Origin of the sequence: Gordonia paraffinivorans NBRC 108238 (assembly GCF_000344155.1) — a bacterium.
Taxonomy (GTDB): Bacteria; Actinomycetota; Actinomycetes; order Mycobacteriales; family Mycobacteriaceae; genus Gordonia; species Gordonia paraffinivorans.
In genome coordinates this window covers 115,308-141,592 of the sequence record NZ_BAOQ01000008.1, presented here as the reverse complement: position 1 = coordinate 141,592, position 26,285 = coordinate 115,308, and the positions used below count along the sequence as shown (strand labels likewise).

The following is a 26,285-nucleotide window of genomic DNA, read 5'->3' as shown; positions in this document are numbered from 1 at the left end:
CGCACCCGGCCGGCGGTTCGGGACCTCAGGCCCCCGATGACAGCCCCCGCTCGGCGATCGCCTCGAGGACGTCCGTCGAGGCCCGGTACGGCTCGTCGTCGCGGGGCCAGCACGCGATCACATCGGTGAACCCGAGTTCGGCTGCCCGCCCCACCATCTCGTCGAACAGATCCACGCTCTCCAGCGAGTTGCGCGGCGCGGCGTCGAGATGCAGGTAGCGGTCGATCCGCCGCCCCGGGTGCCGCGCGAGTTCCTCGTCGAGGATCTCGACGCAACGCCCGATCGTGGTGAACCACTCGTCGATGGTCTTCGCGGGCGAGCCGGTGGTCGCCCATGCCTCGCCGGTGCGCGCGGCGAAGCGGATCGAGCGCGGACCGTTGCCCGCGAGGATGAACGGGACCCGCTGCCGTACCGAACCCCGCCCGAGGCGCATGTCCCGTGCCCGGTAGTACTCGCCGTCGGCGTCGACGTGGTCGGACTCCAGCGTCCGGTCGAGGAGTCCGACGAACTCCCGGAACCGGTCGACCTTCTGCCCCGGGGTGAGCGGGTCCTGCCCCAGCACGAGGTCGTCCGGGGTCCCGCCCGCGCCGAGTCCCAGCAGGAACCGGCCGTCGGAGATGTCGACAAGGGTCTCGACCTCTCGCGAGAAGGCCACCGGGTGACGGAAGTTCGGGGAGACCACGAAGGCGCCGAGCCCGATGCGGTCGGTCACCACCGCCGCGGCGGTCAGCAGTGGCACGCACGCCGACCACCGGGAGTCCGGCATCCGGCCCCACACCAGGTGGTCATAGGTCCAGGCGTGGTCGAAGCCCATCTCCTCGGCGAGCACCCAGCGGGGTCGCGACTCGGACCAGGTCAGGTCGGGCAGGATGCAGATGCCGTGGCGCACGCCCCGAACTCTACTGCGCCGGGAACTCGGTGAGACGGCCCGACGCGGTCGATCGCGGGCGCGACCGCGCTCGAGGCGTAGACCGTGCCGTCGGACGAGCGGACCACGCCGTTGGCCATCGACAAGCCGTGCGCGTACCCCCTGCTCGCTCCGGTCCGCGGGTCGACGGTCGCCAGTGATGCGGCGTCCGGGGCGAGGAGCGCGGTCGGGCCGCTTCCCGACCCGACCAGCACCCGGCCGTCGGGCAGCGGTGCGATACCTCCGGGCGCCCGGACCGTCGCGACCTTGCGCGGCGCGGCGCCCGGACGGTCGACCGCGACCAGCCGGTTGCCGAGGACGTCGCTGACCAGCATGCGGCCGGACGTGTCGAAGGCGACCGCCTCGAACGCCGCCGGCTCGGCGAGGACGGTGCGCGGCTTGCCGGCACCCGCGCACATCGGGGTGTCGTCGGGTGTGCGCGGCAGCGCGGCGGCGTGGCCGGTGCCGAGGACCGACACGGCTGCCGCGGCGGCCACCGCGGCAGCGGCCAGACGTGCTCGAATCGTTGCGCTCACCGGGCTCCCCTCCGGCCGCTCCGGCACGGGCGGTTCCGAGCGGCCATCCGCGTCGCCGCGGGTGTGGGCAACACTATCGCGGAGGCGAGGAGGACGCACAGTGCTCCGATGAAGGTTCCGGCGGTCGCCGGGGTTGCCCGAACCGTCGTCGCGCAGGCGGGGCCGCGGCTATCCGGGGCCGGCCCTCATTGCGTCACGTCGAGCTCGGCGATCACCTTCGTCGGTTCGATCCACACCGCGAGCTCCCCGGGCACGCCGTTGCGGGAGCCGAACTCCTCTGCGCGGTCGGCGCCCATGTACCGCGCGCCGCACAGCGTGGCGATGCGACGCACCTCGGTGAGTTCGTCGGTCACCACCGCGCGGCCCTGCACCTGCACGAACGCGTAGGGCGGTTCCGGCAGGTCCACGGACAGCACGACCCGCGGATCACGCAGCAGGGCACGCCCCTTGGCGGTGGTTGCGCCGGTGTTGAAGGCGAGCCGGTCCCCGTCGACGACGAACCAGACCGGTGCCACGAGGGGCCGTCCGTCCGATGCGAGGTATCCCAGGTGACCGGTCCTCGTCCCGGCGGCGAGGAACTCGCGCACCGCGGGATCAGCCGACGATATGCCTGTCATGCACCCAGCCTAGGTCGCTGCCCCACCCTCACGCGACGACCCGGTCGACATCGACGATCGATGCCGCACCCGACGTGAGGGACATGACGCGGTCACACAGTGTCTCCTCGTCCGAGGCGTCGACCTCCACCAGGAACGAGACCGCGTACGCCCGGTAGTCGGATGCGCGCACGGAACCCATCGCGTGGACGACCTGCTCGATTCGGCCGGCGTCGGCGATCGGCACCGAGAACCGCACGCGGCTGGTCGATTTCGCCGCGCGTAACGGTGCCCCGTCGAGAGCGGCACGGGCGACCGAGCCGTAGGCCCGGACCAGTCCCCCGGTCCCGAGCTGGATCCCGCCGTAATAGCGGACCACCACGATCGCCGCGTTCGTGACGTGCCTGGCCTGCAGGGCCGCGAGGATCGGCGGTCCGGCGGTCCCGGTGGGCTCGCCGTCGTCGGAGGACCGCGTGACCTGCCGGGCCCCGGCGCCCAGGGAGAACGCCCAGCACGCGTGGTGCACACCGTGATGCTCGCCGCGGACCGCATCGAGAAAGCCGCGGAAGTCGGACTCGGAACCGATCGACGTCACGGTGGCGACGAAGCGAGATCTCTTGACGGTCAACGACTCCACGTACGTCGTGCCGACGGCGGCGAGCACGGACACGGCCGATTCCGTCGTCGATCCGTCCTGATCGCGCATGTGCGAACTCACCGCAGGCCCGCCAGTTCGTCGCCGATCGCGACCGCCGTCATCATGATCGTCGCGTGCGGCCCGCTGCATCCGCCGCTCGGCAGGATCGACCCGTCGACGATGCGCAACCCCCGCACCCCGAGGACGCCGCCGAGTCGGTCGGTGCGCTCCCCCATCGGCATGGTGCCCCAGCAGTGCTGCGAGAAGCCCGGCACATCGGCGACCGACACGCTGCCCGGCACGACGATGTCGGCGAAGTCGGGTGAGTTCAGCATGTCCGCCGCCGCGCCGGCGTGGGCGCGCATCGACTCGGCGACCTCCGGACCCATCTCGCCGAACTCGAGCCGGACCCGGGCATCCGCGTCGACGAGACGCACCGGCGACGGCCGCATCGAGGTCACCTCGACCATTGCCCCGACCGCGGGCAACCCGGCGATGTAGGCAGCGAGATCATCTCGGTAGCAACGGATCTCGAAGGCATCGGCGGTGTGCAGGACGGTCGGCAACACCATGTCCGACGCGGCGGGCCGACGCCGGCGGTAGAAGACCGCGAGCCCGCGGTGTTCGAACGCCCCCAGATGGTCGTGGCCGCCGGTCACGTCGAGTCCGGAACCGAGGAGCAGATGCGCGGTTCCCAGCGTTCCGGCGCAGAGGATCACCTCCCCCGCCGACACCGACAGGCGGGCGGCCCGCACCCCGGTCACGGCGTTTCCGGCGGTGTCGAGGCCGAGGACCTCACACCCGGCGACGACCCGCAGATTCGGCCTGTCGAGCGCCCGCGAGAGATACGCCTCCGCCGCGGTGCGGCGCAGCGATCCAGCGCGATTGCTGTGTACCCGGTTGACGCCGGTCACCGGCCATCGCTCCTCGGGCGGCCGCGCATCGGCGCGCGCCGCCCAGTACCGCTCGAAGGACTCGCCCGCGTCGCCGAGTTCGTCGTCGGCCACCGGCGAGACCCCCATGGTCCCGCCGGGCCCGTCGAGTTCGTCGTAGGCGGATTCGATCCGGTCGAGATCCCATCCACGCGGCCAGGAGGCGAAGTCGTCGCGGTGCCACCGCAGGAAGTAGGCGCCGTTGACGGCGGACGAGCCCCCGATCGCCGAACCGCGCGCCGCGGCGAGTCCGGGGAGATCGGTGTCGTGCCGGACCGCATGCCGGGAGTCGTCGCCGATCGGCAGTCGCCCGAGGTCGAGCTCCTCGGGTCCGGGCCATCGGTCCGGACCGCGTTCGAGGAGGACGACCTCACGTCCGGGGTCGCGAGAGAGTCGTTCGGCCAGCACGCATCCCGCGCTGCCCGCGCCCACGATGACGACGTCGGCGACGAGGTCCCCGGTGTCCTGTCCCGTCATCGGGATATGACGGGGCGCAGCGCCTCCGGGTCCTTCGCGGCGATGACACCCTGCCACAGGCCGGCGCCGTAGGCGAGGTCGTCGAGGCGGTGCATCAGCAGGTAGCGGACCGGTCCGAGAGCGGGCGGGGTCGTCGGGTCCGCGATCAGGTCCCGGACCCAGGACACCACCCCCTCGACGATCGCCACCTGGACGGCCAGCCTCCGGAACCTCCGGGAGATCAGCGCCAGCAGCAACGCCACCGGCCAGTAGTGCCGGCAGATCGCGTCGGCCGCCTGCAGCAACCCATACCCGGCGGCCCGCGATGTCAGCTGCGCCGACACGAGCGGGGCCGACGGCAGGTCGCCCAGGCGACGCCGCAGCCGGACGGCCATCTGGGTGAAGATGAGCATCGCGATGGCCGCGCCGAGTCGTGTCCGGGTCAGCAGTGCGACGACGGCGGCCGCCATCGGGAGAGACATCACCAGCGGGGCGGCGCGATCGCCGTGCCGGGACGCGAGGTGCGCCGCGCCGGTCCCGTAGAAGCATCGTCGGGACAGGACCTCGCGCAGGTTCGTGCGGTGATCGTGCGCCACCCGGGCGACCGGGTCGTAGCGGATGCGCCAGCCTGCGGCATGCATCCGCCAGCACAGGTCCACGTCCTCGGCGACCCGCAGCGACTCGTCGAACCCGCAGAACGCCGAACGACGCACGACCATCGCCGCACTCGGCACGTACGGGACGCGGGTGGACGGTAGGACCGCGGACTCCTCCGGCCCCATGTCCAGCGACGACCAGCCGTTCTCGTACCGTTCCGCGACGGATGCCGACCCGCCGGCCGCCCGGAGTCCGACGATGCGTGGCGCGACGGCACCGACCGAGGGGTCGGAGAAGTGCGTGAGCAGCACCGTCAGCCAGTCCGGCTCGGGCACGACGTCCGAATCCAGGAAGGCGACGAAATCCGTTGCCGCAGCCTCCACTCCGGCGTTGCGCGCTGCCGAGGGGCCGCGATTGGAATCGAATCGGATCACCGTGACGTCCGGACGCCGGCCGGTGATCGGGACGTCGGACCCGTCGTCGACGACGATCACCTTCAGTCCGTCGAGTGCATCGACGAGCCGATCGACGCCCGCCTGGTTGTCCTTGACCGGGATGACCACGGTGACGTCGTCGGCACGGGGCCCGAACATCGGGCGCGGGTTGGCCACCCCGGCGTCGAGGAGTGCGCGCGCGAGGCGGCGGGTCACGGTGTCGCACACCTCGATCCGCCCGTCGTCCGAGGTCATGCCGAGTGCGGTGTCGGACATCCGCATCAGCCTGGTGGGCGATCCGCCGACGAGGTGGCGCAGGTCGCCGCCGCGGGCCGCCCGCAGGTCGATCTGCACCTGGAACCCGTCCGGGAGATCCCGGGAGGCCGGTGGAGTCCGGTCGACGGCGCCGTCCGGCGTCGGATTCTCCGCCTCGGTGTCCGGACCCTGTTGCGCCGCAACGGTGTCGTCGAGCGAGCCGTCGGCGTCGGCGCACTCCCCCGACGGGGTGTCGCCCCCGATGACGCCCGCCCGGCGGGGGCCCTTGTCGCCCAGTGCGGTCATGTCAGCCGCCCCCGTCCGTCGACCTCCCAGGACGACAGCGCGGAGCGCAACTGCCCGGTGACATCGTCGAGGAGTCGCCGGCCCTCGTCGGCGGTCGCGCCGGCGGGGTCACCGAGCACGCCGTTGGGACTCACGGCCGCCACGCCCGACTCCCGCATCGCCCCCAGGAGCGCGCCCACCGGTTCGCGGTTGCCCGCGACTGCACGCTCCAGCGCCACCGACTCGGGCGAGACATGCAGCAACACAGAGGTTTCGGTGAACCCCGCGTGGGCGTCGGCATCCGGGAACGCGCACGGGAACCACGCGGCGTCCCGTCCCTCATAACGGAGCAGAGACACCGCTTCGATCAGGGTGCGGGTGTTGCCCCCGTGCCCGTTGACGAAGAGGATGCGGCGGGCCCAGCGACACGCGCTGCGGCCGTACTCGACGAGCATCGCCTTCAGCGCGTCGTGGCCGATCGAGATGGTGCCGGGGAAGCCCTCGTGTTCACCCGAGGCGCCGTAGTTGAGGTCGGGCGCGCGCAGGACGTCCTCGCCGGACGTTCCGTCACAGACGCCGTCGGCGACGGCGGCGGCGATCCGGGTGTCGGCGTCGAGCGGCAGGTGCGGACCGTGCTGTTCGACCGAACCGAGCGGGACGACGAGGGTGATCGTCTTGCCATCGAGATCTGGCCAGCTGCGCTGCCCGAGCGTCGACGGTCCTGTCATTTGACCAATGCTAGCGATCCCGCTGCCCCACTTCTGCCCCTCAGCCGAAAAACCGGGCCGCAATCGGCGGATGACGTGGCTCAGACCACTCTGACGAACGTTCGATCGGGTATGCGATGCTTTTGCGTACGCGTGACGCCTGACACAGGGGCAGTACAACGACCGGAGGACGACACATGAGCAGTACGACAGCACACACCAGCGGAAAGTCCGGCCCGCTGAGCTCGATCCGCGTCATCGAGTTCGCGGGTATCGGACCGGGTCCGCACGCCGCGATGTTGCTGGCCGACCTCGGCGCCGACGTGGTCCGCGTCCAGCGGCCCGGCGGTCTCCCCCAGCCCGGCCGCAAGGCCGATGCCCTGCTGCGCGGACGCAAGGTGGTCGAGGCCAACCTGAAGGACGAGACCGATCGCGCCACGATCCTCGACCTCGTCGCCAAGGCCGACGTCGTCATCGAGGGCTTCCGTCCGGGCGTCATGGAGCGCCTCGGATTCGGCCCCGAGGACCTCGAGAAGGTCAACCCGGGACTCGTCTACGGCCGCATGACCGGCTGGGGCCAGGACGGCCCGCGCGCGAACCTCGCCGGCCATGACATCAACTACATCTCGCTGACCGGCATGCTGCACGCGATCGGCCGCGCCGACGATCGTCCGGTGCCGCCGCTCAACCTGGTCGGCGACTTCGGCGGCGGGTCGATGTTCCTCGTCGTCGGCATCCTCGCCGCCCTCCTCGAGCGCGGGGTGTCCGGCAAGGGACAGGTCGTCGACGCCGCGATGGTCGACGGGGCTTCCGTTCTGGGACAGATGATGTGGGCGTTCCGCGGCACCGGCCTGTGGCAGGACCGGCGCGGCGTGAACATGCTCGACACCGGCGCCCCCTACTACGAGGTCTACGAGACCTCCGACGGCAAGTACATGGCCGTCGGCGCCATCGAGCCGCAGTTCTACGCGGAGTTCATCAAGGGACTGGGCCTGTCCGACGCCGACATCCCCGAGCAGAACGACTTCGCCAACTGGGGCAAGCTCAAGGAGATCTTCACCGAGACCTTCAAGACCCGCACCCGCGACGAGTGGGCGGAGATCTTCGACGGCACCGACGCGTGCGTCTCCCCGGTCCTGACGTTCGCCGAGGCGCCGCAGGATCCGCACATGGCCGCCCGCGAGAATCTCGTCGACATCGACGGGGTCACCCAGGCGCAGGTCGCCCCGCGCTTCTCGCGCACCAAGCCGGAGACGCCGGAGCCCCCGGCTACCGAGGCCGTCGACCCGAAGACCCTCTGGGCCGACTGACCCGAGCCCGCGCGCGAACGCCGCTGCCGGCGTGAGATCCCTGGTGGACTCTCACGCCGGCAGCGGCGTTCTCGCTTGTCCGGAACCGACGTCGGGCGTCGGCGTCCGCGCGCGGGCTCAGACCTTCGAGTGCCCCATGTCGATCTGGAACTCCGCGCCGGTGATGCCCTTGGCGGAGTCGGACGCGAGGTAGAGCACCGCGTCGGAGATCTCGTCGAGCGAGGCGACCGGGTGGTAGTCCAGCATCGATGCGAAATGGGGTCCGACCCAGGGGATTCCGAAGAGCCGATGGGCTTCGGTGTCGGCCACGCCCATCGGGGTGTTGACCGCGTACGGGTGCACGCTGTTGACGCGGATACGGTGCTGGCCGAGCTCCTTGGCCGCGGACTGCGCCAGCCCGATGAGGCCCGCCTTCGACGCCGAGTACGACGCCTGAAACGGCATCGGCTTGAGACCTGCGACCGAGCTGATGATCGTGATCGATCCGCCGTTGCCGGCCTCCAGCATCGCCGGCACCGTGGCCTTCAGGGTCTTCCAGGAGCCCACCAGGTTGATGTCGACGACGTCGCCGAACTGCTCCTCGCTCAGCTCCCAGACACTCCCCCACGTCAGCACGCCGGCGTTGGCGATGACGTGGTCGAGGCGGCCGAACTGCTCCACGGCGTCGGCGACGAGCTGCTGTTGGAAGGCGAGATCGCGCGTATCACCCTGCCGCGCAATGATCTTTCCGCCCGCCTCCTCGACGAGGCGGATGGTCTCGTCGAGATCCTCGCGCGTGGCCGGGGGGTAGGTCGCGTGGTCGATGATCGGACCCGCGATGTCCAGGCCCACGATCGAAGCCCCCTCACGGGCGAAGCGGACCGCGTGATTGCGGCCCTGACCACGGGCGATGCCGGTGATGTAGACGACCTTGCCGTCGAACTGTCCCATGGCAGAACTGTAACACGTTCTAGTTGGGTGCCCGGGGTGTTGAACGCACTCCGCCCGCCGGCCGGATCTGCGGGGATCCGGGCGGCGGGCGGGATGCGATGCGGCCACGGCAAGCGGCGCGTGCCGGCCGCGCGGCTCAGTCCGTGCCGAAGGCGCGGGTGAAGCCGTCGGGGATGAGCAGGTCCTCGGGGGACAGGTCGTGGATGCTCTTCTGCCCGAGGCCCATCAGAACCCCGTCGAGACCCATGCGCATCAGGTCGAGCACGTTCTCCACGCCCGCCTGACCGTTGGCCGCGAGACCCCAGAGGTAGGCGCGACCGATCATGACCGCCTTGGCGCCGAGCGCGAGCGCCTTGGCGACGTCGCTGCCGCGGCGGATGCCGCCGTCGAGCAGGACCTCGAGGTCGTTGCCGACCGCCTTGGCGATGTCGGGCAACAGGCGGATGGTCGCGGGCGTGCCGTCGAGGTTGTTGCCGCCGTGGTTGGAGACCGAGATGGCCGTGGCGCCGATGTCGACGGCCCGCTTGGCGTCGTCGAGCCGGGTGATGCCCTTGACCATGAACGGGCCGTCCCACTGCTCACGCAGCCACTTCAGGTCCTCCCAGGTGGGCGGCGGGGTGTTCATCCACTCGCCGTAGGCGCCGAAGAACGTCGGTCCCGGAACGCCCTGCGGCGTCAGGTTGGGCGCGGTGAGGTCGGGGATGGTGACCTTGCCTCCCTTGACCCAATCGAGTGCGTAGCGCGGCTTGACCGCGATCTCCGGACCGAGTCGCACGAGGGCCTTGAGGTTCACCTTCTCGGGGATCTCCGGGCTGCCCCAGTCACGGCCGACGTTGAACACCCAGTCGGTGGTCACGATGAGGCCCTTGGCGCCGGCCGCCTTGGCACGCTCGGCGCGCATGAGGATGTCGTCGCGGCTGCCGAGCCAGTAGATCTGGAAGAAGATCTTGTCGTTGACCGCCGTGACCTCCTCGACGGGGTGCGAGGCGAAACTCGACAGGCCCATCGCGGTGCCACGGGCGGCGGCGGCGCGGGCGACGGCGACCTCGCCGTCGGGGTCGACGGCCTGCACGCCGGTCGGCGAGATCATGACCGGGAACGAGATGTCCTGGCCCATCACCGAGGTCGCCATCTCGCGCTCGGCCTGAGCGCCCACGACATGCGGCGCCCAGGTGAGTTCGGAGAACGCCTTGACGTTGTCGTCGAGGGTCACACCGGCCTGGGTGCCGGCGACCAGCGACGAGTACACCGACTTCGGCAGGCGCTTCTTCGCACGGCGCTGCGCCTCGGTGACCGTTTCGAACCACGGGTTCTTCGCCCAGGGGTTGAGAGCCATTTGTCACTCACTCTTCTTCTCGGACACGGGCCGTCGCCAGGGATGCTCGGTCGCTTCCCCGGTGGACGGTCCGGTTCACGGTCGGCCGCCGGTGGATTACCGGGCGGCAGGATCGAACCCGGCCAGCGGGTTCTCGTCACAGGACTTGGTGGGCCGGCCGACCGGCGCGAGGTCGCCGTCGGGCCGCCGGGTCATCAGGGTGAGCGGGGTGCCGCGCGAATGATCCTTGTTCGCGGTCGGTTTCACGCGCTCACCGGCGAGCAGCTCCTCGCCGTACCCCTGGACGCACTCGGGGTCGGGGCCGGCCAGCGGCAGCCCGGTGAAGAACTTGGCCGCCATGCAGCCGCCCCGGCATGCGTCGAAGTGCGCGCACTTGGTGCAGGCGCCGGCGTTCTGCGGCTCGCGGAGTTCGGTGAACAGATCCGAGCGCTGCCAGATCTCCTGGAATCCGCCGTCGGTGAGGATGTTGCCCGCGAGGAAGTTCTCGTGGATCGCGAAGGGGCACGCGTAGACGTCGCCGACTGGGTCGATGAGGCAGACGACGCGACCCGCGCCGCACAGGTTGAGGCCGGGCAGGCCGCCGCCGGAATCGGAGCCGAAGGCCGACAGATGGAAGAACGAGTCGCCGGTCAGCACGCGGTCACCGTGTGCGACAAGCCAATCGTAGAGTTCGCGCTGCTGCTCCGGCAGCGGGTGCAGGTCGTCCCAGACGTCGGCGCCGCGCCCCGACGGACGCAGCCTGGTGATGCGCAGGGTGGCGTCGTACCGATCCGCCAGCGCCTTGAACTCGTCGAGCTGGGCGACGTTCTGCCGCGTCATGACGACGCTGATCTTCGCGTCCTTGAACCCGGCCTCGGCCAAGTTCTCCAGTGCGCGCACGGCCATGTCGAACGAGCCCGGACCGCGCACGGCGTCGTTGACCTCGGCGGTCGCGCCGTCGAGCGAGATCTGCACGTCGACGTAGTCCGACGCCGCCAGACGCGCGGCGACCTTCTTGTCGATGCGCAATCCGTTGGTGGAGAACTTGACTCCCACCTGATGGCTGGTGGCGTAGTCGACGAGTTCCCAGAAGTCCGGGCGCACGGTCGGCTCACCGCCGCCGATGTTGACGTAGAAGACCTGCATGCGCTGCAGCTCGTCGATGATCGCCTTGCACTGCTCGGTCGACAGCTCGCGCGGGTCGCGCTTGCCCGACGACGACAGACAGTGCACGCAGGCGAGATTGCACGCGTACGTCAGCTCCCAGGTGAGGCAGATCGGCGCGTCGAGGCCGCGCTCGAACTGGTCGACGAGCCGGCCGACCTTGGGGGGCTGGTCGGCCACGGGCGGCGGGGTCAGGAGTCCTGTTGCGGTGGGCGGCATCTCGATGGTGGTCATCGTGGCGGTCCTAAGGTCTGGGCTGGACTGGGGTCTGCGGGACTACGGAAGCGGCCGGTGCGGCCGGATCGCGATCCGGCCGGCGTCGCCGGCTCGTCGGGGCTGTCGACGTGGTGCGGCGACGGGGTTCACGAGGGGCTCAGGCGGCGCGGCGGGTGATCATCCCGCTGTCGGCGAGCGTGGTGAGCGCCTGCACGTACAACGGCCGCTGCGCGGGGGTGATCCCGGCGGAGGCCAGCGCGGCCTCGGCGGAATCGTGATCGGCGAGGGACTGCACGATGCCCACCACCGTCAGGTTCTTCAGGAACGAGAGCTTGCGGGTGCCGAAGTGGTAGAGCAGGGCTCCGAACGGTTCGGGCCGCAGGGCCACCTTCGGGTTGAGCTCCCATGCGGCGAGGGCGTCGAAGCCCTGATCGCCGGGAGATGTCGCGCCGGTCTCGGGGGTGTCGAACCGGACCCCGGCGGCCGGAGCGCGGCCGCCGGAGGTCGGATTCGATGTCGGGGCCGACATCAGTAGACCCCGCACATCCCGTCGATCGACACCTCTTCGACGAGGGACTCGGCGATGAGCTCCTCGTTCTGGCTGTTCACCGGGGACTGATCTGCCATGATCCATTCCTCTCTTGACGGTTGATCGTGACTGCGATCACGTGAGACTGTAGTGGCACCCGGTGCAGAAAACCAGAGGCGCGGCCGAAACTGTCCCAACGGACAGGTCGAAGGCCCCGTATTCCGCCAACGCTCTCGTCAGCCGCGAGCAGGTCTCATAGGGTGTGCTGTCGATGACCACCAAGCAGTCGGACGCGCGTCCGCATCGCCCAACACCCGGGCGGCGTCCCATCTCGTCCCGGGCGCGGATCAGCGCTGTCGCGATCCGACTCTTCTCCACCCGGGGATTCGACGAGACCAGCGTCGACGACATCGCCGAGGCCGCCGGCATCGCCCGCCGCACCCTGTTCCGGTACTACTCGTCGAAGAACGAGATCCCCTGGGGCGAGTTCGACGCCCACCTCGACGAACTGCGCGAACTCCTCGCACGCATCCCCGACGACATCCCGATGGCCGACGCCCTCGTCGAGGCATTGGTCTCGTTCAACCGCGTCCCGCCCGAGGAGATCGACAATCACCGCCGCCGGATGTCGCTGCTGCTGGGCGTCCCGGCCCTGCAAGCGCATTCGATGATCATGTACGCCGACTGGCGCCAGGTCATCGCGGGATTCTGTGCCGCACGTCTGCACATGAGGCCCGACGACCACCTCCCCCAGACCGTCGGCTGGCTGTCCCTGGGCGCCGCGCTCGCCGCCTACGAGCAGTGGCTCGCCCACCCCGGCAGCGATCTCGAGGAACTGATCGAGACGGGCGCGCGCGCCATGGCCGACGGTGTCGCCGCACTCACCGCCGCCGACGCCCCTCGTTGACGGCGCGCCCGGCTGGCTAGGCTGGCGGGGTGCACGCCCTCGTGGTGCTCCCACCCGGTGGGTTATCCTGAACTAGAACGTGTTCTAATTCGGCCCGGGTCCGCCCGGTCCTCGACGTCGGAGAGCTGCCACATGTCTGACCTGACCCCTCATGGTTCACGGAGCGTGATCCTCACCGTGGCCGAGGTGATCGACGAGACGTCGGATGCGAAGTCCTTCGAGTTCGAGGTGCCCGAGGCGTCGTCGGCCGCTTTCACCGACTACAAGCCCGGCCAGTTCCTCACCCTCCGCATCCCCAGCGACCTGACCGGATCGGTGGCCCGCTGCTACTCGCTGGCCTCGTCGCCGTTCACCGACGCCCGCCCCAAGGTGACCGTGAAGCGCACCGTCGACGGGTACGGCTCCAACTGGGTGTGCGACAACCTGACCCCCGGCTCGCAGATCGAGGTGCTCCCGCCATCCGGCGTGTTCACCCCCAAGTCCTACGACGACCCGCTCCTTCTGATCGCCGCCGGCAGCGGCGTGACGCCGGTGATGTCGATCCTCAAGGCCGCGCTCCAGAAGAGCAGCGCGCCACTGGTGTTCTTCTATGCCAACCGCACCGAGAACGACGTCATCTTCGCCGCGGAGCTCCGGGATCTGTTGCACGCCCATGCCGATCGGCTCACCGTCATCCACTGGCTGGAGTCGCTTCAGGGCCTGCCCACCGCCGACGCCCTGGCGTCCGTCTTCGCCCCGTACTCGAGCACCCACGTCGCCTACCTCTGCGGGCCGGGGCCGTTCATGGACGCCGTGCACAAGGCGCTCACGCAGGCGAACTTCCCCCACCACAACGTCCACACCGAGGTGTACAACTCGCTGTCCGGCGACCCGTTCGCCGACGTCGAACTCGACGAGGTCACCGAGGAGGAGGCGGCCGACGCGGCGACGGTCGAGGTGGAGCTCGACGGGGAGACCCACAAGCTCAGCTGGCCGCGCAAGCGGACGCTCGTCGACGTCATGCTCGCCGCCGGACTCGACGCCCCGTACTCCTGCCAGGAGGGCGAATGCGGCTCGTGCGCATGCACTCTCACCGAGGGCACCGTCGAGATGGAGAACACCGGCGCCCTCGACCCCGAGGACATCGAGGACGGCTACATCCTCGGCTGCCAGGCCCGGCCCACCTCGGATTCGCTGAAGATCGAGTTCTGAGCACCGCCGGCGTGGCAGCGTGAGACGACACCGACACCGAAGGAGCCCGATCGCATGACCACCGTCGTCGGAAGACTCTCACGCCTTCGATCGGATCCCGCCGCGCTCGCCCGTGCGCTGGCAGCGATGCTGCTCGGCATCGGCGCGCTCCACTTCGCGGCTCCCGAGCCGTTCGACGAGATCGTCCCCGAGGAGATCCCGGGTGATCCGCGCACCCTCACCTACCTGTCCGGCGTCGCCGAGATCGGATTGGGCACAGCCCTTCTCGCGCCCCGGACCCGCCGGGCGGCAGGGTATCTCTCGGCACTGCTGTTCATCGCGGTGTATCCGGCGAACCTCAACATGGTGCGGCTGTGGTGGGACAGGCCGCTGCCCTACAAGATCGTCGCCCTGGCGCGTCTCCCGTTCCAGTTCCCGATGATCTGGGCCGCGCTGCGGGTGGCACGCGGCAGCTAGCCGAGCGCCGGCAGACGGTCACAACGACCGGTAGTACGCCCGCTCCTGCGGGCTCCGATGTTCGAGGGCGTAGGTCAGGGCGGTACGTCCCATCTGCGATGCGTTGGCCTCGAGATAGTCGAGGAGGAGCTGCTCGTCGACGCGCTTGCCCATCTCGCGCAGCATCCACCCGAACGCCTTCTGGACGAGGTCCCGACGGTCGTCGCGCACCAGTGGCGCCACGGCGAGCAGCGCCGTGGCGTCGCCGTGCTTGAGGTGGGCGAAGGTGGCGATGATCCCGACGCGCCGGAGCCAGAGGTCCTGGTGCGCAGCATGTTCGAGGATGGGATCGAGTTGGCCGAGATGGTGGCACCACTCCCCCAGCACCGGGTCGGCGGACGAGTCCACCAGATCCCAGTTGTTCACGCGACCGCGACGCACGGCATCGAGGTACACCTCGACCCAGCGCCTCGCGGCATCCCGGTCCGGCCCGGATCGCCTGTTCAGGGCCCTCTCGAACTCGCCGCGCAGCAGGAACAACCCGATCAACCGGTGTTCGTGGACCGGGGAATCGAGCAGGCGGACGACCTCGTCCGGCGCGATCCCGCGGAACCGCCTGGCGATCGCACGCTGCTGCGGCACCTTCAATCCGATGAACTCGTCACCCTCGCCGTAGCCGCCCGGGCGGGCCTGGAAGAACCTGGCCAGGTCGGCCGCGCGCTCGGGATCGGCGAGCTCCGCGGCCGCCGCGACGACCGCTTCCGCCGTGAGGTCGGCACCCACCGGCGCCCTAGCGGAGATCGGCGACGGGGGTCGGCGTCTGCAGCTTCGGCCGGGTCCTCATGACCGCGCCGACCTTGCCCGCCCCGACGACGGCGGTGAGGATGCCGTCGCGACTGTAGTAGGCCAGGAACTTCTTGCCGTCGTCGTCGACGACGTGGACCTCGTCGTCGGGCCGTGGTGCGCCGAGCACCTGGATCTTGAGGTCGAACTGATCGCTCCAGAAGTACGGGACCGCCGACACGACGGCGTCGTCGCCACCAATGATCTGGTGGGCCACCACCGATGCCTGGTCGACTGTGTGGTTCCAGTGCTCGACGCGGCGGGGCGTGTCGTCCTCGAGCCAGTTGGCGACGTCGCCGACCGCGTAGACGTCCGCAGCACTGGTGCGTCCGGTTGCGTCGCAGGCGATCCCACCGCCGTGGGCGCGGTCGGCGAGTTCGATTCCGGAGCCCTCGAGGAAGCCGGTCACCGGGATCGAGCCGATGCCGACGACCACGATGTCGGCGGGCAGCTCGGTGCCGTCGTCGAGCGTGACCGCGCGCACCGCGCCGTCGGGGGCGACGATCTCGGCGACCCCCACCCCGGTCCGGAGATCGACGCCGTTGTCGGTGTGCAGACGCGCGACGAGCGCGCCGATCTCCTCGCCCAGTGCGAGAGCCAGTGGCGTGGGGGCCGGTTCGACCAGGGCGACCTTCAGACCACGTGCGGTGAGACTGGCCGCGACCTCACAACCGATAAAGCCGGCCCCGATGACGACGGCGTCGGTCGCCGAGTCGATCTGCTCCCGCAGCGCGACGGCGTCGTCGTAGGTACGGATCATGTGGACGCCCTCGACGCGGTCCGCCAGGCCGGGGAACGGACGCGGTTCCAGGCCGGTGGCGAGCACCAGGTGGTCATAGGCGATGCTCTCGCCCGAGGCCAGGGTGATCGTCTTGTCCGACGGCGACACGGCCGTCACCTCAGAGCCGAGGCGCAGGGTGATGCCGGCCTCGTCGTAGAACTCCGCGGGTTTGAGGTCCACCCGGTCGTCCTTGCCGAGCAGCACCGACTTCGACAGCGGCGGACGGTCATACGGTGGATGCGTCTCGGCACCGACCAGGGTTATCGGGTCGGTGTAGCCGTTGTTGCGGAGGTTCTCCGCGACACGGATCCCGCCCAGTCCGGCGCCCACGATGACCACTCCGGCGGTCGATCCACTCATCTCGTCCCCTCTCCCCGCTTCACGCACTCACCCGGCCGGTGCGGCCGCCGGGTCCGGCGGCGCTGCGGCAGGTGGCTCAGCGGGTCACGTCTCCGACCGGCTGCAGATCGGACAACAGCCAATTCCCGTTGACCTTACGCATAAGAGCCCACCTCGCGGAAGAGGTCTTCTCACCTCCTGCGGCGGCCGATTCCCTGGAGTCCATGGGTTTTTCGCCACCGCCGGTGGGCCTTCCCGCTTCGCCGACGGTCGCGATCTGGTCGACGAACACCAGCACCCGCGCCCGGTCGCCGGCGAGATCCGACAGGCCCGCGCCCACGACCGTCGTGGTCATCGTGATCGACGACGCCTGCGCGCCCGGGAGGACGACGTCCGCGCCGCGCCCCCGGTACTCCAGGCGCAGCGGATCGGCCAGTTGCGCGTCGGTCTCCCGACGCCGCTTCGCGGGGTCCTCGGGGGCGAACGTCATCAGCGACTCGACCGAGGTACGGGCGGCATCGAGTATCGACGCCCGCTCGGCCTCATCGGGCCCCGACGGCGTACGTAGGAGCCCGATCCCCGCGATCAGCGCGACGAGCAAGGCCACGACCGTGACGACGCGGACGGCGACGAGGCGCCGGCGCAGGCGGCGTCCCATCCGCGGGGGCAACGGCTCTGTCATGACAGCCTCGCCTCGGCGATCTTCCAGCCGTCGCCGGTGCGCTCCATGGTCAGGGTCGCGGTGAGACGTTCGGCGGTGGTGTCGACGGCGTCCGCGCCGGGGTTCTCCCCGCCGTCGTCGGGCCGCCCGCCGAGAAGCACCGGGTTCGTCGCGTCGGCGACCACCAGGACACCTGCCCGGGCACCCTCGTCGTCGGATTCCGGATCGGTGACCAGCCCGGCCGAGACCACCTGCCCCACACTGGGACCGGGCTGGCCGGCCACCTCGGCCGTGAGCACGTCGCGGGCCTTCTCGATGCGCTCGCGCTGGGGTCCGGTGCTGACCGCGAGCACCTCGTCGACGTAGGCCCCGGCACGGTCGGGATCGGCGGTGAGCATGCTCGTGATCGCCTCCCGCGCCGACGCCAGGACATTCCGTTGCAACTCGGCCTCGCGATCGTGGCCTCGAACCTGCCATGCCGCGACCGCGGTCGCGACGAGCAGGACGACCACCAGTGCCGCCACCGCGTACAGGCCGATCCGCAGGTACCGCGTGCGCCGTAGCGCCCTGGCGCGCAACTGCGGGGTCGCGGCGATCACGGCGAGGCGGGCGGCCCGCGTGGCCTCCTCTACGCGGGTCCGGGCGAGTTGCACCCGGGCGGAGTCCTGCTCGGTTCCCATCGTCGTCATCCGATCACGTCCGCCGCGGCCAGTCGCCACGAGTCGTCGACCTTCACGAAGCGGGCCAGCACCGACCGCCGCGTGGTGGCGGGTTCGGCCGCTGCCGCGGACCGCACGGTCACCGCGGCCCGGATGAGTGCCTGCCCCTCCTCGGCGCCGGCGTCCACGACGGCCACCGCCTCGGGACGCCAGACGATCGACACGGCGCCGTCCGCCGGCGGACGCTCGAGCTGCCCGCCGTAGTTCTCGAGGAACTCGCCGGTGACGTGCTCCCGAGCCCGTGCCCGGTCCTGCCGCCACCGCGCGGCGTCGACGGAGAAGACCTCGGCCACGACGGTTCCCGCCGCGTCGTGCAGAGACGCGCGGCTCTGCTCGACCTGCGCTGCGGAACGGTCGGCGCGCCAGGCGAATCCGGCCGCCGTCAGTGCCCCGGCGAGGATGACGATCGCCACCGCGATCCGCACGGCGGCAGCGGTCACCGAGATCGGTGCGTCGGTACGGGCTCGTGTCATGGGAGGTATTGCACCGCCCCGAGTTTCAGCGCGCCGCCGGCGGGTTCCACCAGCACCCGCAGGCGAAACCGACGCGCCTCTCCCTCTGCCGTTTCCCCCTCTGCCGCAGGGCCCTCTGATACGGCGTCACCGCCGAAGACCACGGTCGCTGCGACGAGAACCGTTGCGGCGTCGCCCTTGCGGGCCGACACCCCGGTGCCGTCCACCCACGACCGCGACACCGCGCCCTTGTCCTTGACGAACGTCGTGTAGGCGTCGGCGGACTGGGCGAACTCGTCGTGGAAGGCGCCCGTCGCACCGGCCAGGATCTTCTGTGCGCGGCGCGGATCCCGGTGATCCGGCGCGATCAGCACCGAGACCCGCTCGGCGGCCGCCCGCTCGTAGTCGGCGTCGGTGTAGGCATCACGCGCCTGCACCCACGCGACCACGGCCACCACCGCGAGGAGCAGTGCCACGGCCGCTGCCGCGATCGGCAGGAGCACGCGGCGGCGCGGCACCGGACGGCGCAGGCCCGCCTCGACCTCGAGGTCGTGCAGGTCGTCGAGCGCCTCGGTGAGCTCGTGTCGTGCCGCCCGCGCGGCGGCGATCGTCGAGGGAGTCCTGGCCACGACTACAGGCGGTTCTCCTTGGTGTCGATCTTCTCCCCGCGGATGCGGCTGGAGTAGGCGGCTCGCGCCTGCTGGTCCGGGTTCAGGAAGATCGAGTCGAGCTTGGTCAGCTTGCGGCTGAACCGCTTCATGAACTGCGGGAACAGCGGAGACGACTCGGCCCACCCCATCGAACGCGGGGCGTAGACGCGCACGACCGGCCGGGCGATGGTCTCCACGACGATCCGCGCGACGTCCCCGGGCTCGACGGTCTGGATGAACTTGTTGGTCTGCAGACCCGAGATCAGCGCGGTGCGGGTGAAGGTCGGCAGGACCGCGCTGACCTTGACGCCCTCCGGCCCGAGTTCGGCATCGAGCGCCTCGGAGAACTCGATGACCGCGGCCTTGGCGCCGTTGTAGATGGTCAGGCCCGGCGTGGGGATCCGGCCGGCCGTCGAGGCGATGTTGACGATGTGACCGGTCCGCCGCGCGACCATGCGGCGGGCGGCCTCCTGCGAGCCGATGATCACGCCGAGCACGTCGATGTCGTAGGTGCGCCGGATGATCGTGTCGTCGTAGGACAGGAACGGTCCCACGGGCATGATCCCGGCATTGTTGACGAGCACGTCGATCGGACCGAGCCGCGACTCGACCTCGGTGAGGAACGCGTCGAAGGACTCACGCCTGGTGACGTCGACCTCGATGCCCTCGATACCGAGGTCCGCGGCGGCCTTGCCGACCGCCTCGCCGTCGACGTCGCCGATCGCGACCTTCGCGCCCGCGTCGAAGAGCTGGGTCGCGGTCTCGAAGCCGATGCCGCGTGCGCCGCCGGTCACCACGACGACCTTGTCCTTCAGTGCGGCCCGGATCTCCTCGTGGCTCGGCGTCCGGGACAGTTTGTCGCGCAGGCTCATCGGCTCCCCCCCTGGGGTGTTCGTTTCGGATTGTCTTCTGTTGTACAGGTGATCGCGACCGGCCTACCGGCCGGCGGTGGTGGGCGGCACGGTCACCAGATCATCGGCGCGAGGAACTTCGCCGCGAATTCGCGGACCCGGTGGGGTTCGTTGCGTTCCGGGTCCGACGGCGGGGTCTCCAGCAGCGAGATGACCAGGCGCACATGGATCTCGACGGCCTCGAGCAGATCCTCCACGGGCATCTGCGCGCCCTCCTCGCGAAGGGTGGCGGCGACCCGGTCGGTGACCATGTCGATGAACAGCGACGTCATCTTCGAGGTGATGCTCTTGACCTCGGCATCGGTGAGGACCATGCGGCTCAGCAGCGGATCGTTCTTGACGAGCTCGGCGCCGACCGCGAAGGCCTCGACGAGCGCCTCCCTCGGGCCGAGGCCGCGGACCGCCTCCTCGAGCTTCTTCATCCCGCGCTCGTAGGCGTCGTTGGCGACCGCGTAGAGCAGGGCCTCCTTGTTCGGGAAGCGACGGTAGAGGGTGCTGCGGCTGACGCCCGCCCGTGCGGCGACCTCGTCGACGTTGGCCCGTCGCACGCCGACCGAGGCGAACTCCGCCCCGGCGGCCGCGAGGATGGCGGCTTCCTGGTCTGCGGGGCTGGCGGTGTTGCGCACCTTGCGGGTGCCCTTGGCCTTCGCGCGGGTGTTCGCGGCGGGGGTGTCCGAGGTCGGGGTCTTCACGGTCGAGGGGTTCACTGCGTCCTTCACGAGATCGTCTGCCACGCGATCACCGGCGTCGCAGGGTGACGGGGAGTTTGTCTGCGGGCACGGGCAACGCGCTGTAGTCCATCGGGATCCGGTAGTCGGCGGGGACCGACCACTCGAACCCGCGGAGCAGGTGGTGCAAGATCGTCTTGATCTCCATCTGGCCAAAATACAGGCCGATGCACTTGTGGACGCCGCCGCCGAAGGGCATCCACGCGAAGCGGTGCGACTTGTCCTCGGCGCGCTCCGGCGAGAAGCGTTCCGGATCGAACATGTCCGGGTTGGTGAAGAACTCCGGGTCACGGTGGCTCGCCAGCCGCCTTGAACTGCTCGAACAGCTTCACCGTCCCGACCGGCAGCCCGGCGACGCGGTCGGCGATCATCGGCTGCATCTCCTGCAGGTAGCCTTTGAGCGCGGTGGTGCCGAAGGCCTGCTGCAGGATGTGCCGGTGGTGGCGGTGCTCGTCGAAGTCCAGGAGCATGATGCCGCGGTTGAAGAACGGGCCGATGAAGTGGCTCCAGGCCGGACCGTTGGCGAACGCACGCTCCTTGTTCATCAGGAGTTCCTGCGCGGCACGCGGATTCCCGCTGATCACCATCTGCACGCCGAAGGCGTCGAGTCCCGACACCGGCCCGAACTCGGCGAGCCGGCGGTCGGAGAAGGCGAACGGGTCGCGTCGCATCGACATGATCTCGAGCACGCTGTTGCGGTGCGAGCACGGCACGGGCCTCAGGTCGGAGCCCGCGGGCGGGGTCGCCAGCACCGATGTCATGGCCATCTCCCTCCACTCGACCGCGTCACCGGACCAGACGGCCCGACGATTGTGACCCAGGTCGCATCGTAGTCAAGTTGAGACAAAACGGCAAGATTGTTCCTAACGGACCGCGGTCCCCTCCAGAATCCGATGGCACCGGCGCAGCCGGTCCAGCCACCACGCCCACCGATCCTCGCCGGCGGCATGGGTCCGGAGATCGAGGTGCGCGTCGGGACCGAACCAGCGCGGCTCGACGACCCCGTCGCGCATCAGGAACGACGGGCCCACGTCTGCGGTGAACAGCGACCCGGTCCCGAGGCCGCAGGCGAGGTCGAGATCCGCCAGCGCCGCCGCCGCGGCCACCCCGGCCGCCATGCCGACGGCGCTGTCGAGCGCACTGGACACCACGACCCGCAGCCCCAGGGTCTCGGCGAGGCAGAGGGTCGCGCGCATGCCGCCGAGAGGCGCCACCTTGACGACCGCGACGTCGGCGGCGTCGGCCGCGACCACGCGGAACGGGTCGTCGGCCTTTCTGATCGACTCGTCCGCGGCGATCGGCACGTCCACCGCGCGACGGACCGCCGCGAGTTCCTCGACGGTCTTGCAGGGCTGCTCGGCGTACTCGACCTCGCCGATCGCCCGCAGCGCGGTGATCGCCTCCTCCACCGTCCAACCGCCGTTGGCGTCGACGCGGACGCGGCCGATGATCTCCCGCGCGGCCTCGACCCGTGCGACGTCGTCGGCAAGTGTCTGGCCGGGTTCGGCGACCTTCACCTTGGCCGTGCCCGCGCCGGGATAGCGCTTCAGCAGCTCGGACACCTGGTCGGCCGGAATCGCGGGCACCGTCGCATTGACCGGCACCGTCTCGTGAACCGCGGGCGGGGGGCCGAGCCAGGCGGCCTCGATCCCGGCGCGCAGCCAGTTGGCCGCCTCGGCGTCGTCGTACTCGACGAACGGGCCGAACTCACCCCAGCCGGCGGGCCCGGCGAAGACCATCGTCTCGCGGGCGGTCAGTCCCCGGAACCGGGTGCGCATCGGGAGGCGGACGACCGCCGCCGACGCCAGCAACTCCTCGACCTCCGGGAGCACCCACCCGTCGCCGGCCACACCGCCGTCTCGAGCACTGCCGCCTGGAGCACCTCCGGCCATGGATCCCTCCTCGTCGCACGCCTCTCTGAACGAGGGTTGTACGAATCAATGAAACAACCTTCACAGTTTGTTCCAATTCCGCTACCCTCGGCCTCATGTCAGTCAACCAGGGATTCGACACCGCCATCCGCGAGGCGGAACCGGTCATCGTCGACGACACCCCCGACGCCGCGGCGGAGATCGTCCGGCCCCGCCTCGGCGCCGACTCACTGGTGTGGAAGTTCTACGGCGACGTCCGGGGCATCCTCGGCTTCCAGCGTCTCGCCGGCACCGAGAACTGCATCGAGCAGCTGGGCCAGGCCGTCCTGGACCACTCGGTCATCTTCGACGACTTCCTCGGCCGCGCGAAGCGGACCGGACCGCCGGTGATGAAGACCGTCTACAGCACCGAACCGGAGAAGTGGGGCCGCACCGTCCGCGACTTCCATCGCGACATCAAGGGCACCATCAGCGACGGTTCGCGCTACCACGCGCTGAACCCGGAGCTGTTCTACTGGGCCCACGCGACCTTCGTCGACCAGGTCCTCTACATCACCGACACGTTCATCCGCCGGCTCAGCTATGCCGAGAAGGTGCAGATCTTCGAGGAGAGCAAGGTCTGGTATCAGCTCTACGGCGTCAGCGACCGCGGGCAGCCGGAGACCTACGAGGAGTTCCTCGAGTACTGGGACGACATGCTCAACCGGTTCATCCCGCACAAGACCGTCGTCTATGCGACCGGCTACATCCGGCAGGGTCTGCCTCGACCGAAGAAGATCCCCGCACCCGTGTGGAAGGTCGCCTCGGCGCCGCTGAACGCCTTCATCCGCACCGTCATCGTCGGCACCCTCCCCCAGCAGATGCGCGACGTCTGCGGCTTGGAGTGGGACGAGAAGAAGGAGAAGAACTTCCAGCGCTTCGCGGCGTTCATGCGGGCGATGAACCCGCTGTTCAACCGCTTGCCGCTGAAGTACCTCTACGTCCCGTGGGCCTACGAGGGCTGGCAGAAGGTGGGCGTCGACCCGCGCAGGCTGCACAACAAGCCGGCGGCGTGAGCCGGGCTCAGGCCAAGAATCCCCGCACCTGCCGGACGAAGTCGTCGCGACGATCGCGGTGCACGCTGTGACCCGCGTCGATCGTCACGAAACGTGACTCCGACAGCGCGTCGGCGACGGTCCGCAGGTGCCGGGGCGGCAGAAAGCTGCGCTCACCACCGGAGATGACCATCGTCGACGCGGTCACGCGCGGCAGCTGCGACCACCAGTCGGGTGCGCACACGTCGAACTCGGCGACGATCTCCTCGCCCATGCGCTTGTCGAACCGCAAGTACGGCATGGGATCACGCGCGAGCGCGAGCAGCCCGCGTACCCGTTCACCGAGGGTCGAACTCATCGTGACGCCCTCGGACAGGTCGTCCTCGTCGCGCGGCATCGGCGGGATCTCCTCGAGCACCAGCCGCCGGACGCGCGAAGGTTCGTACATCGCCAGCCGCAGCGAGGTGTGGGCGCCGAGCGAGTGCCCGACGACGTCGGCGATGTGGATGCCCAGGTTGTCGAGCACGTAGACCAGGTCGTCGCGGAAGTCGTCGAGGCGATAGGGTCCGTCGGGACGGCCGCTGCGCCCGTGCCCGCGGAGGTCGACGCTGACGACCGGCCGCCCCTCGCGGCGCAGCGCCGCGGCGAGATGACGCCAGGTGGAGTGGTCCGACGCCATCCCGTGGACCAGGACCACCGGCACATCCCGGTCCGGCTCACCCGCCACCCGGACCGCGAGGTCCGGTTCGGACCGACGACTCAGCACAAGCATTAGACGAGACTACGATCTGTCCGGTTCGGATCCGTATCACACCTGACCGTGATGCCTCGGCGCCACGTCGCTACAGTTCGTCGACGATCCGCTGCCTGGCGCGACGGTACTCGTCGTCGGTGAGCACACCGCTCGCCCGCAGCTCGTCCGGCGAGGCGAGCCGGTCGGCGGCCGAGCGTCCGCCGCTGTTCGTCGGGCCGACGACCACCCCGCCGGCCCCGTCCCCCATCACGAGCTTTTCGGTCGCGTCCCAGTCGATCTCGAACTCCTGCGTCTCGGCGTCGACGAGCACGGCGAGGCGGCGACGGTACAGCAAGGGCTGCCGGTAGTGCGGGATCACCTTGCGGGTACCGACCTCGAACGGCACGACGTCCGATCCGCCGATCCGCAGCCGGAGGGACATGAGCGGCTCGTCGTTGATCTGGACCCCGGTCTGGCCGACCGAGAGCACCTCGGCGACGCCTCGGACGCCCGTGGCACGCAATCGTTCCGCGCGTGCCCTTCCCTGGTAGGCCAGCGATGCCACGCCGAGTCCGACGAGGACGTCGAGGGCGGTGATCCCGAGGCCCGTCCAGAGCATCCACCCGGTCTCGGGGAGATCGAACACGAAGTAGCAGACCAGGAAGATCGGCCCGACGATGCCGCACAGCATCACGAACGCGAAGGAGCCGACGGCCCGTAGGAGCGGACCCGAGAATCGAGGCCCGGTCCCTGCTTCCCCGAACATCGTCATGCGCGCACTGTAGTCGCCGGCGGCGCGGTGAGCAGCGCTTTCGATCCGCACGCCCCCGGAATCCGCCCGTCCGGGCGTGGCCGATGACGTGGCATCCATCCGCTATCCGCTATCCGCTATCGGGTCGTGCTCGGGGTCGCCGTTCCGCATGAAGAAAGGCGCCCCAGCCGCTTTCGCGACTGGGGCGCCTTCTCGACTCAGGGAGTCAATGCGTCAGGACAAGATCACTTGATGATCTTGGTGACTCGACCCGCACCGACGGTGCGGCCACCCTCGCGGATGGCGAAGCGCAGGCCCTCGTCCATGGCGACCGGCTGGATGAGCTTGACGCTCATCTCGGTGTTGTCGCCCGGCATGACCATCTCGGTGCCCTCGGGGAGGGTCACGACGCCGGTCACGTCCGTGGTACGGAAGTAGAACTGCGGACGGTAGTTGTTGAAGAACGGGGTGTGGCGGCCACCCTCGTCCTTCGAAAGGATGTAGGCCTGGCCCTCGAACTCGGTGTGCGGAGTCGTGGTGCCCGGCTTGACGATGACCTGGCCGCGCTCGACGTCCTCACGCTTGAGGCCGCGGAGCAGCAGACCCGCGTTGTCGCCGGCCCGCGCCGAATCGAGAAGCTTGTGGAACATCTCGATGCCGGTGACGGTGGTCTTCTGCGACTTCTCGCGGATGCCGACGATCTCGACTTCCTCGTTCACGTTGATCTCGCCGCGCTCCACACGACCGGTGACCACGGTGCCGCGGCCGGTGATGGTGAAGACGTCCTCGACGGGCATGAGGAACGGCTTGTCGGTCTCGCGAACCGGATCCGGGATCGACTCGTCGACGGCAGCCATGAGCTCCTCGATCGACTTGACCCACTCGGGGTCACCCTCGAGGGCCTTGAGAGCCGAGACCTTGACGACCGGGGCCTCCTCGTCGAAGTCCTGCGCGGCCAGCAGCTCGCGGACCTCCATCTCGACGAGCTCGATGATCTCGTCGTCGTCGACCATGTCGGCCTTGTTCAGGGCGACGAGGATGTAGGGAACGCCGACCTGGCGGGCCAGCAGCACGTGCTCGCGGGTCTGCGGCATCGGGCCGTCGGTGGCGGCGACCACGAGGATGGCGCCGTCCATCTGAGCCGCACCGGTGATCATGTTCTTGATGTAGTCGGCGTGGCCCGGGGCGTCGACGTGCGCGTAGTGACGCTTCTCGGTCTCGTACTCAACATGCGAGATGTTGATGGTGATACCGCGAGCCTTCTCCTCCGGAGCCTTGTCGATCTGGTCGAACGCGAAGCTCTTGTTGAGTTCCGGGTACTTGTCGTGCAGCACCTTGGTGATGGCCGCCGTCAGGGTGGTCTTGCCGTGGTCGACGTGACCGATGGTGCCGATGTTCACGTGCGGCTTGGTCCGCTCGAACTTCGCCTTCGCCACTTGATTGTCCTCCTGGACTAGTTGCTCTACTGGGCGG

29 protein-coding genes and 1 pseudogene are annotated in these 26,285 nt (G+C 69.8%); 5 read left to right on the top strand and 25 right to left on the bottom strand.

Annotation, left to right across the window (positions count from 1 at the left end):
- Positions 1-25: 25 nt before the first annotated feature.
- The 7 genes from GP2_RS04850 to mftE all read right to left on the bottom strand — a co-directional run bounded on the left by GP2_RS04850 (position 26) and on the right by mftE (position 6,363).
- Entirely contained in the window at positions 26-889 is an 864-nt protein-coding gene (locus GP2_RS04850) for an LLM class flavin-dependent oxidoreductase (RefSeq protein ID WP_006899358.1), read from the bottom strand.
- A complete protein-coding gene (locus GP2_RS20905) occupies positions 856-1,443 on the bottom strand; it encodes an SMP-30/gluconolactonase/LRE family protein (protein ID WP_157211647.1) in 588 nt (195 codons plus the stop codon). Before GP2_RS20905 ends, GP2_RS04850 begins: the two co-directional genes overlap by 34 nt.
- A 185-nt stretch (positions 1,444-1,628) precedes the next feature.
- The gene (locus GP2_RS04840) at positions 1,629-2,060 is read right to left on the bottom strand and encodes a PPOX class F420-dependent oxidoreductase (RefSeq protein ID WP_040526410.1); all 432 of its coding nucleotides are present in this window, start codon (positions 2,058-2,060) and stop codon (positions 1,629-1,631) included.
- Positions 2,061-2,088: 28 nt separating this feature from the next.
- Positions 2,089-2,745 (bottom strand): IMPACT family protein, encoded by a 657-nt coding sequence (locus tag GP2_RS04835; protein WP_157211646.1) that lies wholly within the window; start codon positions 2,743-2,745, stop codon positions 2,089-2,091.
- Between the two features lie 8 nt (positions 2,746-2,753).
- Positions 2,754-4,085 (bottom strand): mycofactocin system GMC family oxidoreductase MftG, encoded by a 1,332-nt coding sequence (gene mftG, locus GP2_RS04830; RefSeq protein ID WP_006899354.1) that lies wholly within the window; start codon positions 4,083-4,085, stop codon positions 2,754-2,756.
- Positions 4,082-5,656 (bottom strand): mycofactocin biosynthesis glycosyltransferase MftF, encoded by a 1,575-nt coding sequence (gene mftF, locus GP2_RS04825; protein ID WP_006899353.1) that lies wholly within the window; start codon positions 5,654-5,656, stop codon positions 4,082-4,084. The genes mftG and mftF overlap by 4 nt, the downstream gene beginning before the upstream one ends.
- Entirely contained in the window at positions 5,653-6,363 is a 711-nt protein-coding gene (mftE, locus tag GP2_RS04820) for a mycofactocin biosynthesis peptidyl-dipeptidase MftE (protein ID WP_006899352.1), read from the bottom strand. Before mftE ends, mftF begins: the two co-directional genes overlap by 4 nt.
- A 176-nt stretch (positions 6,364-6,539) precedes the next feature.
- On the opposite strand from mftE, the gene GP2_RS04815 reads away from it, so the two are divergent.
- Complete coding sequence (locus GP2_RS04815; protein ID WP_006899351.1) at positions 6,540-7,652, top strand: CaiB/BaiF CoA transferase family protein; 1,113 nt, start codon at positions 6,540-6,542, stop codon at positions 7,650-7,652.
- Positions 7,653-7,769: 117 nt separating this feature from the next.
- Here GP2_RS04815 and GP2_RS04810 read toward each other — a convergent pair whose 3' ends face one another.
- The 5 genes from GP2_RS04810 to mftA all read right to left on the bottom strand — a co-directional run bounded on the left by GP2_RS04810 (position 7,770) and on the right by mftA (position 11,904).
- Complete coding sequence (locus tag GP2_RS04810) at positions 7,770-8,582, bottom strand: mycofactocin-coupled SDR family oxidoreductase (RefSeq protein WP_006899350.1); 813 nt, start codon at positions 8,580-8,582, stop codon at positions 7,770-7,772.
- Positions 8,583-8,718: 136 nt separating this feature from the next.
- Positions 8,719-9,918, bottom strand: coding sequence for a pre-mycofactocin synthase MftD (gene mftD, locus GP2_RS04805; protein WP_006899349.1), 1,200 nt, complete (start codon positions 9,916-9,918; stop codon positions 8,719-8,721).
- A 96-nt stretch (positions 9,919-10,014) separates the two neighbouring features.
- On the bottom strand, positions 10,015-11,295 hold the full coding sequence (mftC, locus tag GP2_RS04800) for a mycofactocin radical SAM maturase (protein WP_006899348.1): 1,281 nt from the start codon (positions 11,293-11,295) through the stop codon (positions 10,015-10,017).
- A 139-nt stretch (positions 11,296-11,434) separates the two neighbouring features.
- Positions 11,435-11,806 carry a mycofactocin biosynthesis chaperone MftB gene (gene mftB, locus GP2_RS04795; RefSeq protein ID WP_006899347.1) on the bottom strand — a complete coding sequence of 124 codons (372 nt, stop codon included), beginning with the start codon at positions 11,804-11,806 and terminating at the stop codon, positions 11,435-11,437.
- A complete protein-coding gene (gene mftA / locus GP2_RS21115; RefSeq protein ID WP_083900191.1) occupies positions 11,806-11,904 on the bottom strand; it encodes a mycofactocin precursor MftA in 99 nt (32 codons plus the stop codon). Before mftA ends, mftB begins: the two co-directional genes overlap by 1 nt.
- A gap of 173 nt (positions 11,905-12,077) precedes the next feature.
- On the opposite strand from mftA, the gene mftR reads away from it, so the two are divergent.
- The 3 genes from mftR (at position 12,078) to GP2_RS04780 (ending at position 14,360) form a co-directional block, all read left to right on the top strand.
- Positions 12,078-12,713 carry a mycofactocin system transcriptional regulator MftR gene (gene mftR / locus GP2_RS04790; protein WP_040526425.1) on the top strand — a complete coding sequence of 212 codons (636 nt, stop codon included), beginning with the start codon at positions 12,078-12,080 and terminating at the stop codon, positions 12,711-12,713.
- A 132-nt stretch (positions 12,714-12,845) separates the two neighbouring features.
- On the top strand, positions 12,846-13,904 hold the full coding sequence (locus GP2_RS04785; RefSeq protein WP_006899345.1) for a ferredoxin--NADP reductase: 1,059 nt from the start codon (positions 12,846-12,848) through the stop codon (positions 13,902-13,904).
- A gap of 54 nt (positions 13,905-13,958) precedes the next feature.
- Positions 13,959-14,360, top strand: a complete 402-nt coding sequence (locus GP2_RS04780) for a DoxX family protein (RefSeq protein WP_006899344.1) — start codon at positions 13,959-13,961, stop codon at positions 14,358-14,360.
- An 18-nt stretch (positions 14,361-14,378) separates the two neighbouring features.
- On the opposite strand, the gene GP2_RS04775 is transcribed toward GP2_RS04780, so the two are convergent.
- The 10 genes and pseudogenes from GP2_RS04775 to GP2_RS04730 form a co-directional block, all read right to left on the bottom strand.
- On the bottom strand, positions 14,379-15,122 hold the full coding sequence (locus GP2_RS04775) for a DNA alkylation repair protein (RefSeq protein WP_006899343.1): 744 nt from the start codon (positions 15,120-15,122) through the stop codon (positions 14,379-14,381).
- A 7-nt stretch (positions 15,123-15,129) separates the two neighbouring features.
- Complete coding sequence (locus GP2_RS04770; protein ID WP_040526409.1) at positions 15,130-16,323, bottom strand: NAD(P)/FAD-dependent oxidoreductase; 1,194 nt, start codon at positions 16,321-16,323, stop codon at positions 15,130-15,132.
- A gap of 76 nt (positions 16,324-16,399) precedes the next feature.
- A complete protein-coding gene (locus tag GP2_RS04765) occupies positions 16,400-16,984 on the bottom strand; it encodes a hypothetical protein (protein ID WP_006899341.1) in 585 nt (194 codons plus the stop codon).
- Positions 16,981-17,643 (bottom strand): hypothetical protein, encoded by a 663-nt coding sequence (locus GP2_RS04760; RefSeq protein ID WP_006899340.1) that lies wholly within the window; start codon positions 17,641-17,643, stop codon positions 16,981-16,983. Before GP2_RS04760 ends, GP2_RS04765 begins: the two co-directional genes overlap by 4 nt.
- A gap of 5 nt (positions 17,644-17,648) precedes the next feature.
- The gene (locus GP2_RS04755; RefSeq protein WP_006899339.1) at positions 17,649-18,155 is read right to left on the bottom strand and encodes a hypothetical protein; all 507 of its coding nucleotides are present in this window, start codon (positions 18,153-18,155) and stop codon (positions 17,649-17,651) included.
- Positions 18,152-18,763 (bottom strand): Rv1363c family protein, encoded by a 612-nt coding sequence (locus GP2_RS04750; protein WP_006899337.1) that lies wholly within the window; start codon positions 18,761-18,763, stop codon positions 18,152-18,154. The genes GP2_RS04755 and GP2_RS04750 overlap by 4 nt, the downstream gene beginning before the upstream one ends.
- 2 nt (positions 18,764-18,765) lie before the next feature.
- On the bottom strand, positions 18,766-19,656 hold the full coding sequence (locus GP2_RS04745) for an SDR family oxidoreductase (RefSeq protein WP_006899336.1): 891 nt from the start codon (positions 19,654-19,656) through the stop codon (positions 18,766-18,768).
- Positions 19,657-19,748: 92 nt separating this feature from the next.
- Positions 19,749-20,387, bottom strand: coding sequence for a TetR/AcrR family transcriptional regulator (locus tag GP2_RS04740; RefSeq protein WP_006899335.1), 639 nt, complete (start codon positions 20,385-20,387; stop codon positions 19,749-19,751).
- A 46-nt stretch (positions 20,388-20,433) separates the two neighbouring features.
- A pseudogene (locus tag GP2_RS21110) lies at positions 20,434-21,184 on the bottom strand (cytochrome P450).
- Positions 21,185-21,286: 102 nt separating this feature from the next.
- Complete coding sequence (locus GP2_RS04730) at positions 21,287-22,315, bottom strand: o-succinylbenzoate synthase (RefSeq protein ID WP_006899332.1); 1,029 nt, start codon at positions 22,313-22,315, stop codon at positions 21,287-21,289.
- A 95-nt stretch (positions 22,316-22,410) separates the two neighbouring features.
- On the opposite strand from GP2_RS04730, the gene GP2_RS04725 reads away from it, so the two are divergent.
- The gene (locus GP2_RS04725; protein WP_006899331.1) at positions 22,411-23,349 is read left to right on the top strand and encodes an oxygenase MpaB family protein; all 939 of its coding nucleotides are present in this window, start codon (positions 22,411-22,413) and stop codon (positions 23,347-23,349) included.
- 7 nt (positions 23,350-23,356) lie between these two features.
- On the opposite strand, the gene GP2_RS04720 is transcribed toward GP2_RS04725, so the two are convergent.
- The 3 genes from GP2_RS04720 to tuf all read right to left on the bottom strand — a co-directional run bounded on the left by GP2_RS04720 (position 23,357) and on the right by tuf (position 26,248).
- The gene (locus tag GP2_RS04720; protein WP_006899330.1) at positions 23,357-24,100 is read right to left on the bottom strand and encodes an alpha/beta fold hydrolase; all 744 of its coding nucleotides are present in this window, start codon (positions 24,098-24,100) and stop codon (positions 23,357-23,359) included.
- 70 nt (positions 24,101-24,170) lie between these two features.
- Positions 24,171-24,833, bottom strand: a complete 663-nt coding sequence (locus GP2_RS04715; protein ID WP_244941143.1) for an SHOCT domain-containing protein — start codon at positions 24,831-24,833, stop codon at positions 24,171-24,173.
- Positions 24,834-25,057: 224 nt separating this feature from the next.
- Positions 25,058-26,248, bottom strand: coding sequence for an elongation factor Tu (tuf, locus tag GP2_RS04710; protein ID WP_006899328.1), 1,191 nt, complete (start codon positions 26,246-26,248; stop codon positions 25,058-25,060).
- Between the last annotated feature and the right edge of the window lie 37 nt (positions 26,249-26,285).